The following is a 12,200-nucleotide window of genomic DNA, read 5'->3' as shown; positions in this document are numbered from 1 at the left end:
CGGAACCGCCGTAGTTCTGGGAGAGAGTGTTCTAATTCCAGGTTAATCCTATCATGACAAGGGTCTGAGCAACTTCTCTTACTATGATTTCCAATCAATATGAGGTGGGGAAAGCCAAATTATGGTCCGTTAGTTTCCATAATCGCGTGGAGGGAAGGAAACGGCAAACTGTCGTGGTAACAAAGGCAAGACGAGACCCCGCAAGGAGCGTAGCGTATGAGGAGGCTCGGCTATACAATGGAGGTTCTACTAAAACCGCGACATCATGTGGCAACGTAGAACTACCCCACGTCGTGTGGGGCAACAACAGGCTTGCCGTTTCACTGACCGCAACAAACTACTCAACAGCAACGGACTCCTCCTAACCAATATCTCAGATTCAAGTCTTCAACAATCCTGCCATATAGTTGAATATCTCTGTATCAACTATATAGCTCAATGAAATATCATCACCCACTCTTCCGATGAACCCAAAGGACAAAATTCGTGAATTGTGTAACGACAGGTAATACAATAAGAGAGGAAACAACATTAAATAAAACAGATATGTGGGCCAACTGTTTAAGAGGGTCTTGTGTAAGCCATTGAGCCAAGCTCGACATTTCGTGCACAAATGGAGCAAACACCAGCACGCCTAAAACATTTAACCAAATATGTGCAAGTGCTACGAGCTTTGCTTCACGGTTACTCCCAATAGAGGCAAACCAAGCTGTTATACAGGTTCCAATATTTGCTCCGAGCATAATAGCAATAGCGGAAGAAAGCCCAATCAAGTTTTCGTTTAAAAAAGTCATCGCTATCCCAGTAGTTGCAGTAGAGGATTGAATAATTGCCGTAAGGCCTGTCCCTAAAAGAATCCCGGCACTCGTGTATGTATCTGTTGTTTGCAATGCTTCTTGTATCACAGGAAACGCTTTGATCGGTTCAGCTAATGTTTCAAGACCATTTAAAGCCACGAAAACCGTACCTAACCCAAAAGAGATTGCGCCAGCGCCAAACACAATAGGCTTACGGAAAAGAAGGAATATAGCCCCAACGATAAGTAATGGCCATAAAGGGATCTGTTCATAAAACGTCATAATTTCTGCAGTAACAGTGGTCCCAATATTTGCACCAAGAATTATTCCAATAGACTGTCGGAAGGTAATTAAACCAACTGAAACAAATCCTACAGTTAACACCATCGTACAGGAACTGCTTTGTAAAACCCCTGTCACGAGCACGCCCATTAACATTCCTTTAAAAGGATTTGATGTGAAGCGCTGTAAAGCTTGTCTCATATTCCTATAGGAAAGTTGATATAACCCAATTCGAAGTACAGTCATCCCAAATAAAAAAATACTTATATATATAGCAAATAAAGTTAAGAAATCAGCCAAAGTCATTCACCTCTATAACACTATATGGACAAGGTGAAATTTCATGAAGATTTTTTAATGAAAACCTAAGCTTAATGAAAGGGGAGAGATATAAATGCTGCGAAAAATAGATCGTGTGAAAATGCATAGTTATCCTGGGATGGTAGCTGTAGTTGGTACATATGGGGATGAAAATCCAAATTTTATGGCTGCGGGTTGGCACTCATTTTTATCAATTGACCCTCCAATGTATGGAGTTGCAATTGGAAGAGAACGATTCACTTATAAATGCTTGCAACAAAAAGAAAAATTTACAATCAACTTTCTTCCGGAATCTCTAGCTGAATTTATTCAATTATCTGGTTCTGTAAGTGGAGAAGATGTTCATAAAACAGAAGTAGCAAACCTTCAAACAAGAGATGCTGAAACGGTGAATGCTCCGTATTTAGAAGACGCCTACATTGTGTATGAATGCTCGGTCAATAATATGGTTATAACTGGTGACCACGAGTGGGTAATAGGTGATATAGAGGCATGTCACGTAGATGAAGGGCTATTCCAGGAGGATGGATTACCTAACTTTGAAAAATTAAACATTCCACTCTATCTTGGTAGATCTACATATGTTACATTAGAGGCACAGGCAAAGCAAAAGCAATATAAAAAACCTTATGAAGATGATTCAGAAAAAAGTTGAATCTATTTAGGGAATGTATTATAATTGCCTAAGGCATGTGTCATATCAATTGATCACATGTAATCTTGAAACTGTCTTTTTGCTTTGGAGGGAGGGAAATAGCATGTCAAACTCAACTCGCGTGCGTAAAAACGAGTCTCTTGAAGATGCTCTTCGTCGCTTCAAGCGTAGTGTATCCAAGAGTGGTACACTTGCTGAATATCGTAAACGTGAACATTACGAAAAACCTAGCGTTAAACGTAAGAAAAAGTCTGAAGCTGCTAGAAAGCGCAGATAGAAGGTGTAAGGTAAATGTCATTACTTGATCATCTAAACCAAGATATGAAACAGGCCATGAGGAATAAAGAGAAGGAAAAGCTTGCGACAATTCGTATGGTTAAATCTGCTCTCCAAAATGAAGCCATAAAACTTGGTAAGGATGAATTATCAGAGGAAGAAGAATTAGCTGTTTTATCTCGTGAGTTAAAACAAAGAAAAGATTCCCTCCAAGAATATGAAAATGCTGGTCGAGATGATCTTGCAGAAAAATCTGAGCGTGAAATTGAACTGATTCAATCATATATGCCTGACCAACTCTCTGAAGATGAGCTAGATGAGATCGTTCAAGAAACGATTAAGGAAGTCGGTGCCACATCTAAGAAGGAAATGGGCCAGGTAATGAGCGCCATTATGCCGAAGGTAAAAGGCAAAGCAGATGGTTCTCAAGTAAATCAATTAGTCCAAAAACATTTATCTTAAAGCGAAAAGATCGCCTGTTTCGGGCGGTCTTTTTTTAATATTTTACATAATCATTTGAATGCGTTATCAATTTTTTTGAAACGAAATGGAACGCTGTTCGTAATTGAGGTAGCACAATAATGAAAGGAGGGGAAACCATGAAAAAGATTGCTCGGTTGATTTGGATTTTATCTATTGTTTGTTTAATCTTTCCCATGTTTTTTTCTGGGCATTCAGCAGCAGAAGGGGAAGGGAAAAAAGTTTTCATTGTGCCGCTTGAAAATGCGGTTGAAAGAGGCCTTGAAGCCTTTCTCGAGAGAAGTGCGAATGAAGCCCGTAAGCAAGGTGCTGACCATATTATTTTTGAGATAGACACGCCAGGCGGAAGTGTTGAAGCTGCTAAAAATATTGCTCAGATCTTCCAAGCTATTGAAATACCGACTACAGCTTATATTAAGAAAGATGCATTATCAGCCGGCTCTTATATTTCTATGAATGCAGATCAAATATATATGGATCCAAATGCAACGATGGGGGCTGCGGGGGTCATAACTTCAGACGGGAATGCAGCAGATAAGAAAGCTCAATCCGCATGGATAACAGCGATGAGAAGTGCTGCGAAATCCAATGATCGAGACCCTAAATATGCTGAAGCAATGGCGAATAAAGAAATTGATCTACCTGAGCTTCGAGCGGGAAAAGGTAAGTTTTTAACTTTAGGTGCTGAGGAAGCCATGCAAGTTGGTTATGCTGAGGGCATTGTGGATAGCCGTAATCAGCTTCTTGAAAGATTGGACCTTTCTGACGCTGAAACGATTGAGACTCAAGCTACGTTAACAGAAAATATTGCTCGATTCATAACGAGTCCAGTTGTAGTTCCTATATTGTTATCCATAGCAAGTTTAGGGTTTGTAGTCGAACTATATTCTCCAGGTTTTGGCATTCCAGGGATAATGGGATTCTCAGCTTTGATACTGTTCTTTTACGGTCATATGGTAGCCGATTTAGCTGGGTATGAAGTGATCATCTTATTCCTGATCGGAGTCGTTTGTGTCGTCTTAGAGATCTTTGTCCCAGGCGGTATATTAGGTGTTATTGGAGTAGGAGCAATCATCGGCTCTCTCTTCCTTTCAACAGATGATATGGGTCATATGACCATGAGTATTGCGATCGCGTTAATGGTAGCAATTATCGCATCTGTGCTTTTATTCCGATTTATGGGACTTGAAAGAGGATTCTTTAGGAACATTATATTAAGTGATTCCACGTCAACAGAAAAAGGATACATTTCTTCAAAGAGTCGTTTGGAACTGATTGGATTAGAAGGGACTACTTTAACACCTCTTCGTCCATCAGGTACTGGAATTTTTGAAGGAGAAAGAATTGATGTTGTAAGTGAAGGTGGCTACATTTCTAATGGAGCTCAAGTGAAAATTGTAAAAGCTGAAGGAACTCGCGTAGTTGTTAGAGAATTAGACAAGGAAGAATAAAAAGGGGGAAAATGAAAAATGAATCCACAAGATTTATTACCAATTGTATTAATAGCCGTTATCATTATTGTTGTCGCTGTGCTATTTACGTTTATTCCAGTTATGTTATGGATTAGCGCATTAGCAGCAGGTGTACGTATTTCGATCTTCACACTGGTAGGGATGCGCTTACGTCGCGTTGTACCGAATCGTGTTATTAACCCATTAATTAAAGCGCACAAAGCTGGACTAAATCTCCAAACAAACCAGCTTGAGAGTCATTACCTTGCTGGTGGTAATGTAGACCGTGTTGTTAATGCACTAATTGCTGCTCATCGTGCAAATATTGAACTGAGCTTTGAACGTGGTGCTGCGATTGATTTGGCGGGACGAGATGTATTAGAAGCTGTTCAAATGAGTGTAAATCCTAAAGTTATTGAAACACCTTTTATTGCAGGTGTGGCTATGGATGGAATTGAAGTGAAAGCAAAAGCTCGAATCACCGTTCGTGCTAACATCGACCGCCTTGTAGGTGGTGCCGGTGAAGATACCGTTATTGCTCGTGTAGGTGAAGGGATTGTTAGTACAATCGGTAGTTCAGAAGATCATAACAAAGTACTAGAAAATCCTGATCGTATTTCTCAAAATGTACTTGGCAGAGGTTTAGATGCGGGTACGGCATTTGAAATTCTCTCGATTGATATTGCTGATATTGATATCGGTAAAAACATTGGTGCGATTCTTCAAACAGACCAAGCTGAAGCAGATAAAAATATCGCTCAAGCTCGCGCTGAAGAACGTCGTGCAATGGCTGTTGCCCAAGAACAAGAAATGCGTGCTCGTGTACAAGAAATGCAGGCGAAGGTTGTGGAAGCAGAAGCAGAAGTTCCACAAGCTATGGCAGAAGCTCTGCGAAGCGGAAACATTGGTGTTATGGATTATTATAATCTAAAGAACATTCAGGCTGATACGGATATGCGTGATGTAATCGGAAAAATGAACAGTGACGAAAGCGAAGAAGAAGAGTAAGTTGATCGCTCATATTTCTGAAAGGGGGCGATGGTATGGATGATCTTTTAGCATTAGCGCCCATAATTGCTGGTGTGCTTGGTTGGGTCTTTAGTGTCTTTAAGAAAGACCGAGATGAAAAGAAAGCCAGATCTGAAGCAAAACCCGTTCAATCTTCTACGAGGAATACAACTACATCAAATGATTCAAGTTCAGTGGAGATTGGGACGGAGACCAAAACAGATTTAAAAACGTATGCTGAACGCCAACGAGAACGTTACAAGGATAGTCAAAGCAGAACGACACAAACATCTGCTCAAGAAATATCAGACCCAGAGCATAATGCATTAAAAGATGAAAAAGGGCATAACCATTATGAGAGGGAAAATGAAACGCCTTATCAACAAGAGGAGGAAGCTCCCTATCAACGTGATCAACTAAAGCCTTATAGAGGTGAGGGAGCAAAACCGAAAGTAAGGTTGAGCGGGGTACAAAAACTCTCTCAAAAGAAATTAGCCCATAGTTTAATTATGGCTGAAGTGTTAGGTCCACCTAGATCTCAAAAACCTTATCGCTCAAAATAAATAATTTTCCAAAGCAAAGCGCGAAATGTAGTGATACATTTCGCGCTTTTTTCATACATATGTATGTGAGAGGGGGCATGACGGATGAAAACTTGGCAACAACGATTTGGAAACTGGCTTGCACAGCATTTGGATTTACCAACAGATGTCATCCTCGAACTTCCAAGGATAACGACAATTGGTCAAATACATGCTTACATAGAAAATCATAAAGGTTTACTCCAATTTTCAGAGCATGAGATTCGTCTGAAATTAAATCAAGGACAGCTTCGAATTAAAGGTAAAGGTTTTGTCCTTAGGATGATGCTCCCAGAAGAAATTTTAGTTGAGGGCACGATTGAAGAGGTTACATTTTTGCAAGAAAACTCATAGATCTAGGAGGCAATTATGAAAATAACTCAAGGGGTCTTCTTTACAGGGTACACAACGGTTAAAGTTAAGGGGAAGTTCCCCGAGTTCTTTTTTAACCGTTGTAGTGAAAAAGGTATTATGCTTTGGGATATCAAAAAGATAGACGAGTACACATGTCAGGCCAATATAAAGCTGGAAGATGTATCGCTTTTGAAACAAACTAGGCGTAATACAGATTACAAAATATCTTTTGAAAAACGGATGGGTTTACCGTTTTGGCTAAGTTCACTACTAAGTAAGAAACCATTGGTAATTGGTTTTTTATTAGGGTGTATGATGATTTTTCTATTATCTAATATGGTATGGAGTATTCAAATTGACGGTGTTACACCTGAAATTGAGCATAAGATTGAAAAGAACTTAGATAAATATGGTGTTCAATTTGGCGCTTGGAAATTTAACATTGATACACCTAGTATGATGCAACAAAAGCTGCTTACAGATATACCGGAATTATTGTGGATAGGAATTACAGAGAATGGGACAACCTATCATTTACAAGGTATCGAAAAAACAATTGTAGAAGAAAATATTGAAAAGGGTGCACAACATCTTATTGCAAGTAAAAAAGGTGTTATTGTAGATATGTTTGTAGAAGCGGGCGTTCCTCTTGTGAAGGTTAATGATTTTGTAGAAGAGGGAGATATGTTAGTTTCAGGCCTTATAGGTCAAGAAGATAAAGAAGAAGCGGTTCGAGCCAAAGGTGAAATCATTGCAGAAACCTGGTATAAAAGTCAGCTATCCATTCCGCTTTCGGTTAACTACAATGTCCTTACAGGGGAAAAGAAAAATCAATATGCGATCAATATAGCGGGATTCGAAGTACCGATATGGGGCTTTGGAGACCCAGACTATAAAAAGATTCATACAGAGACCTATAATAAACCTTTTTACTTGTTTAAATGGGAAATTCCGTTATCATTAACAACGAAAAAGCTATGGGAAAAAGAAGAGTTTGAAAAGGCAAGGACTAAAGATGAAGCAGTCCAAGCAGGAATTGAACAAGCCAAGAAAGAGCTACGAGAAAAGCTTCATGAGGACGCTGAATTCATCTCTGAAAAAGTTTTGCACAGCAAGAAAGAGAATGGTACAGTTAAATTAATCCTATACTTTAAAGTTCAAGAAAATATTGTGAAAACACAACCTATCACTCAAGGAGACTGAAGAATGCAAGAAGACTTACAAACGATTGATATACAATTAGATAACCCAAATGAAGCAATGGCGTTATTTGGGACAGGTGATCGTAACTTAAAACAAGTTGAAAACCAACTACAAGTTTCTATTGTTACAAGAGGCGAGCATGTAAGCGCATCAGGTAATCGAGGCCATGTTCTACTTGTTGAGCAAGTATTTCATGCATTGTTAAAGGTTATCCGTAGAGGGATTAAAATATCTGAACGTGATGTTATTTATGCAATAGATTTAGCAAAAAATGATAAAATTGAAGAGTTTGAAACACTATTTGAAGATGAAATTGCTAAAAATTATAATGGGAAATCAATCCGAGTAAAGACACTTGGTCAACGTAATTATGTTTCAGGTATGAAAACGCATGACCTTGTATTTGGAATTGGTCCTGCTGGTACTGGTAAGACCTATTTAGCTGTAGTTATGGCTGTACAAGCACTAAAAAACGGTGATGTTAAGCGCATAATTTTAACAAGACCTGCTGTGGAAGCAGGAGAAAGCTTAGGGTTTTTACCAGGCGATCTTAAAGAAAAGGTAGACCCTTATTTACGTCCGCTTTACGATGCTTTACACGATGTTTTAGGAACCGAGCATACAGGACGCCTGATTGAAAGAGGAACGATAGAAATTGCGCCACTAGCTTATATGCGTGGGCGTACTCTTGATGATGCATATGTTATTTTAGATGAAGCTCAAAATACAACTCCAGAACAAATTAAGATGTTTATTACACGACTTGGTTTTGGCTCCAAGATGATTATCACAGGAGACATCACTCAAGTAGACTTACCTAAAGGTGTAACATCTGGTTTGAAAGTTGCTGAGAAGAAGCTTTCTAAGATAGAGGGAGTAGCTTTTTCTTATCTAGAGCAAGCTGACGTAGTTCGTCACCCAATTGTTCAAAGAGTTATTGACGCTTACGAAGAAATGTAGATGTGTAAGACCCGATTGAGGGTCTTATTTCTATATTTTTGGGATGGAATGAGGTGACATGATGCAGAATCAATGGTGGAATCATTTCAAAGTCAACCGTTTAATCTATAATAAATGGCTAGCCATAGGAGGATCACTTCTGCTGTTAGGAGCGGTCATGTTTCTTATGGCTTTTTCCAATGTACAAACCAAGACATATGATATACAACGATTTGAAACAGCTAAAGAAACGATTATGTCTCCTATAAGCATTGAGGACAAGCAAAAGACTGATGAAAGAAGACGGGAAGCCATTGAGTCTGTAGCAGATATATACTCGGTTAACCAATCCATAACAGCCAAGAGGATTAATTATATAAAAGAAATGTTTGGAGCTGTATCTGCTGCGGAGAAAAACAATCAAAAAGATGTATCAACTGGCTCAGACGAAAAAGAAGCAAAGCAGAAATTAGATAAAGAGGAGTTACTTCAACACCTATTATCTAAAGAAATCTCTAATTCTGTTCCTTCTTCTGTATTTACTCAATTACTTCAATTATCAAAAGAAAAGCGGAATGTAGCTGAAGATTTAGTTCTTAAGGCGATATCTGAACGGATGAATGAAGGCGTTAAAGCCAGTAACGTTACAAATGCGAAACAAAACATTAAGGAAAAGTTGGACTTAGTAAGTTTTGACGCTTCTTTACAGGAAGCTTTACATGATATAGTTGATTTTGCTATCGTTCAAAATTCATTTGTGGATCTTGAAAAAACGAATCAAGCTAAACAAGATGTAGCGAATGATGTAGATCCTGTCATGATTAAACAAGGGCAAGTGCTTGTACTACAAGGTGAAAGGATAACAGAGCAAGTTTACCAAAAGCTCTCTCTTGTAGGTCTTTTAGATAGTAAGAGCAATACTTACCCGTACATAGGATTAATCATTTTGATAGTGTTGTCACTAGGTGTAATTGGCCATGAAATGAATCGGTTGTATATGAGCCAAAGGTTAGATGTAGGCACAGTCGTATCATTATTTATGATTTGTATTCTCATGTTTGGCTCTATGAAAGTCGGAAGTGTATTTCAGTCATCGCTTGATAACTTATATTTTGCAGTTCCACTAGCATCAGGTGCCATCCTGTTAAAGCTTTTGATTAACGAAAGGATTGCCGTATTGTTCTCTGTGGTGTTCGCTGTATTTGGTACCGTGTTTTTTAACCAACAAATACCGGGAACGTTAAATGTGGAGGCAGGACTTTATTTCATATTCACCCAATTAGCAGCCGTATTGTTTCTTCAAAATGTACAAGACCGTGCTGCGATCATTAAAGCGGGTGTAGGTGTTATGATTACGAATGTTTTGATAGTCATTGTATTCATGTTATTATCCTATGAACCGCTCAGTTGGACGGATATAACGAATCCATTACTTTATGGGGTTATAGCTGCCATTTTATCAACTGTTTTAACATTCGGTTTACTTCCCTTATTCGAAACAGGTCTTGGGATTTTGTCAGACACGAAGCTGCTTACTTTAGCCAATCCGAACCATCCATTACTTCGAAGAATTTTAACGGAAACGCCTGGCACCTATCATCACTCTGTAATGGTTGCAAACCTGAGTGAAGCGGCATGTGAAGCAGTTGGTGCAAACGGCCTTCTTGCTCGAGTGGCAGCGTATTATCATGATTTAGGAAAAACACATAAACCTCATTTCTTTATTGAAAATCAAATGGGTATGAAAAATCCTCATGATAGGATTGAACCGAAGCAAAGTGCGGAAATAATAATAGAGCACCCTTATATCGGTGCGAATATGTTACGAAAGCATCGTCTTCCAAAAGAAATTGTAGATATCGCAGAGCAGCATCATGGTACAACATTATTAAAGTATTTTTATTACAAAGATAAAGAACAAAATCCAAACGTAAGAGAAGAAGAGTTCCGATATCCTGGTCCAAAACCTCAATCGAAAGAAGCCGCAATTGTATGTATATGTGATTCGATTGAAGCGGCGGTTCGCTCACTTAAACAGCCATCAACTGATGAAATTGAAAAGTTGGTCCATTCCATTATTACAGATCGTATGTTGGATGGTCAGTTATCGGATAGTCCTTTAACATTGAAAGATACCGAACGTATTCATGTAGCGATTTGTGAGACGCTAAAAGGGATCTTTCACTCTAGAATCCAATACCCTGATGAAGCAACAGAACCCGTTAAGGAGGCAAAATAATGCAAATTGATTTTCATGATGAAACCAATTCTGTAGACGAGGATTACATTGATCTAATTGATCGCGTACTACAATTTGCTGCGAAGGAAGAGGATGTACAAACTGAGGCAGAAATGTCTGTATCTTTTGTAGATAATAAAGAAATTCAAGCTGTTAATCGAAATTACCGTCAAAAAGATGAACCTACAGATGTTATTTCTTTTGCCATGCAAGAAGAAGGGGAAGAGGAAATGAAAATCATCGGAGCAGAAATGCCGGTATTATTAGGAGATATTATCATTTCCGTTGATAAAGCAAAGGAACAAGCTGAAGAGTATCAGCATTCATTAGAGCGTGAATTAAGCTTCTTAGCTCTGCATGGATTTTTACATTTACTCGGATACGATCACTTGAATGAGGAAGATGAAAAGAAGATGTTTACTAGACAAGAGGATATATTAAATGCCTTTGGACTCAAAAGAGGGTAAGAAGAAGCTGATTGGTTTTTCCTTTGCATTCAATGGAATTAAAGAGATCATTAAGTCGGAAAGAAACTTTCGGATTCACCTCATTACCACGTTTATTATTGTGTTAATGGGATTATTTTTCAATATTCAGCCGTATGAATGGATTTCTATTTGTTTAGTGGTTTCGTTGGTTCTTATTCTTGAAATGATTAATTCTGCTATTGAACGCATTATGGACTTTTTATCCCCAGATCGACATACCATTGTCGGGCAAATTAAAGACATTACAGCTGGATCTGTATTAGTAGCAGCGATTACATCCGCTGTTATCGGAGCTATTATATTTTTACCTAAAATCATGAATCTCCTCGGGTTTTAACACCCGGGGATTTTCTGTTTTATCGCTTTTATTGTTCCGTTATATGGCAGGATTGTTGAAGACTTGATTTCGAGATATTGGTTGGGAGGAGTCCGTTGCTTTTATAAGAGTAAGGGGGTCAGTGAAACGGCAATACTCCTGCGGAAGACCAGCTGAGCCTCCTCATCCGCAGGCTCCTTGCGGGGTCTCATCTGCTCTTTCTACCGCGGGAGTTTGCCGTTTCCTTCCCCCCTTTGCTTTTGTGGAAATTAACGGACCCTGGATGTGCGTTCTAAATCTTACGGACATATGGTACCTTATTTGTGACAAAATAGTCTTTTTTAAGGTGATTTGAAGCAAATAACGGAATGAATGTCCGTAAGCTCTTCAAAAAGATCATTTAAAAGCAAATTAGCGGAACAAATGTCCGTAAGCACCGACCTCTCAACATCGCTGCGGTTCCGTTAGTCACCATTCGGCTAAGGTGGGCTGGGAAACGGGCTGACTCCTCCGGAAAAACGGGCGAGCGAGACCCCGCAAGGAGCTTTAGCGAATGAGGAGGCTCGATCGTTCGTCCGGGGAAAGCAGCCCGTTTCCCAGCCCACCGCACTCCACTAAAGCAACGGAACCATACGCCCTTTATCTCGAATCCAAGTCTTCAAGATAAGGGGGCTTAAGTAGAATAAACAATACTGCTTTAAATAAAGCTAAGAACAGATCCAATATGTCGAAAAATCGTTATTCAGATATTTCTGACTTCTAATTTCAACATGTTTTGTCGATTGTATGAAATGAGGCATGTTTTGTAGT

General features: G+C 39.0%; 13 protein-coding genes. 12 read left to right on the top strand and 1 reads right to left on the bottom strand.

Features of this window, described 5'->3' with window-relative positions; all coding sequences use genetic code 11:
- Positions 1-449: 449 nt before the first annotated feature.
- Positions 450-1,385 (bottom strand): Na/Pi symporter, encoded by a 936-nt coding sequence (locus H514_RS0114785; RefSeq protein ID WP_027447663.1) that lies wholly within the window; start codon positions 1,383-1,385, stop codon positions 450-452.
- 88 nt (positions 1,386-1,473) lie between these two features.
- Here H514_RS0114785 and H514_RS23170 point away from each other — a divergent pair, with 88 nt between their 5' ends.
- From H514_RS23170 to H514_RS0114725, 12 genes are all read left to right on the top strand, one after another.
- Complete coding sequence (locus tag H514_RS23170) at positions 1,474-2,055, top strand: flavin reductase family protein (RefSeq protein WP_051255159.1); 582 nt, start codon at positions 1,474-1,476, stop codon at positions 2,053-2,055.
- A gap of 103 nt (positions 2,056-2,158) precedes the next feature.
- On the top strand, positions 2,159-2,332 hold the full coding sequence (gene rpsU, locus H514_RS0114775; protein ID WP_027447662.1) for a 30S ribosomal protein S21: 174 nt from the start codon (positions 2,159-2,161) through the stop codon (positions 2,330-2,332).
- Between the two features lie 14 nt (positions 2,333-2,346).
- A complete protein-coding gene (locus H514_RS0114770) occupies positions 2,347-2,793 on the top strand; it encodes a GatB/YqeY domain-containing protein (protein ID WP_027447661.1) in 447 nt (148 codons plus the stop codon).
- Between the two features lie 137 nt (positions 2,794-2,930).
- On the top strand, positions 2,931-4,262 hold the full coding sequence (locus H514_RS0114765) for an NfeD family protein (RefSeq protein ID WP_027447660.1): 1,332 nt from the start codon (positions 2,931-2,933) through the stop codon (positions 4,260-4,262).
- A gap of 18 nt (positions 4,263-4,280) precedes the next feature.
- On the top strand, positions 4,281-5,270 hold the full coding sequence (gene floA / locus H514_RS0114760; protein WP_027447659.1) for a flotillin-like protein FloA: 990 nt from the start codon (positions 4,281-4,283) through the stop codon (positions 5,268-5,270).
- Between the two features lie 35 nt (positions 5,271-5,305).
- Positions 5,306-5,833 carry a hypothetical protein gene (locus H514_RS0114755; protein ID WP_027447658.1) on the top strand — a complete coding sequence of 176 codons (528 nt, stop codon included), beginning with the start codon at positions 5,306-5,308 and terminating at the stop codon, positions 5,831-5,833.
- 84 nt (positions 5,834-5,917) lie between these two features.
- Positions 5,918-6,205, top strand: a complete 288-nt coding sequence (gene yqfC / locus H514_RS0114750; protein ID WP_027447657.1) for a sporulation protein YqfC — start codon at positions 5,918-5,920, stop codon at positions 6,203-6,205.
- 15 nt (positions 6,206-6,220) lie between these two features.
- The gene (yqfD, locus tag H514_RS0114745) at positions 6,221-7,408 is read left to right on the top strand and encodes a sporulation protein YqfD (protein WP_027447656.1); all 1,188 of its coding nucleotides are present in this window, start codon (positions 6,221-6,223) and stop codon (positions 7,406-7,408) included.
- 3 nt (positions 7,409-7,411) lie between these two features.
- Positions 7,412-8,368, top strand: a complete 957-nt coding sequence (locus H514_RS0114740) for a PhoH family protein (RefSeq protein ID WP_027447655.1) — start codon at positions 7,412-7,414, stop codon at positions 8,366-8,368.
- Positions 8,369-8,429: 61 nt separating this feature from the next.
- A complete protein-coding gene (locus H514_RS0114735) occupies positions 8,430-10,586 on the top strand; it encodes an HD family phosphohydrolase (protein WP_027447654.1) in 2,157 nt (718 codons plus the stop codon).
- On the top strand, positions 10,586-11,053 hold the full coding sequence (ybeY, locus tag H514_RS0114730) for an rRNA maturation RNase YbeY (protein ID WP_027447653.1): 468 nt from the start codon (positions 10,586-10,588) through the stop codon (positions 11,051-11,053). Before H514_RS0114735 ends, ybeY begins: the two co-directional genes overlap by 1 nt.
- Positions 11,028-11,411 (top strand): diacylglycerol kinase family protein, encoded by a 384-nt coding sequence (locus H514_RS0114725; protein WP_027447652.1) that lies wholly within the window; start codon positions 11,028-11,030, stop codon positions 11,409-11,411. The genes ybeY and H514_RS0114725 overlap by 26 nt, the downstream gene beginning before the upstream one ends.
- The last annotated feature ends 789 nt before the right edge of the window (positions 11,412-12,200 follow it).

The sequence above is a fragment of the Pontibacillus marinus BH030004 = DSM 16465 genome (assembly GCF_000425225.1).
Lineage (GTDB): Bacteria > Bacillota > Bacilli > Bacillales > BH030062 > Pontibacillus > Pontibacillus marinus.
The sequence above is the reverse complement of the archived record's forward strand: the minus strand, read 5'-3'. Positions and strand labels throughout refer to the sequence as shown.